This window comes from Ferrovum myxofaciens, from assembly GCF_000735045.1.
GTDB classification, from domain to species: Bacteria; Pseudomonadota; Gammaproteobacteria; order Burkholderiales; family Ferrovaceae; genus Ferrovum; species Ferrovum myxofaciens.
On record NZ_JPOQ01000644.1, the window covers coordinates 1 to 253 of the forward strand.

Genomic DNA, 253 nt, shown 5'->3' on the forward strand with positions numbered 1-253 from the left:
GGTTCGAGTTCAGGCGGCAACTGGAATACAAGCAGGTTTGGCTGGGCGGCGACGTGTTGGCGGTTCCCGCACGCAACACCAGCCGGACGTGTCCGGCCTGCGGCCATGTGTCGGCAGATAATCGCCGGACACAAGCCAAGTTTGCGTGTGTGGATTGCGGCTATGAGAACAACGCCGATGTGGTTGGCGCTATCAATGTTTTAGAGCGAGGACATCGCTTGTTAGCCTGTGGAGAATTGGCGCAATCAGGCCG

General features: G+C 58.5%; 1 protein-coding gene. It reads left to right on the forward strand.

The genetic code is table 11. The annotated features are described in order from the left end of the window. A partial coding sequence (locus tag IV91_RS17745; protein ID WP_150112552.1) for a zinc ribbon domain-containing protein occupies positions 1 to 253 on the forward strand: 253 nt, incomplete at both ends.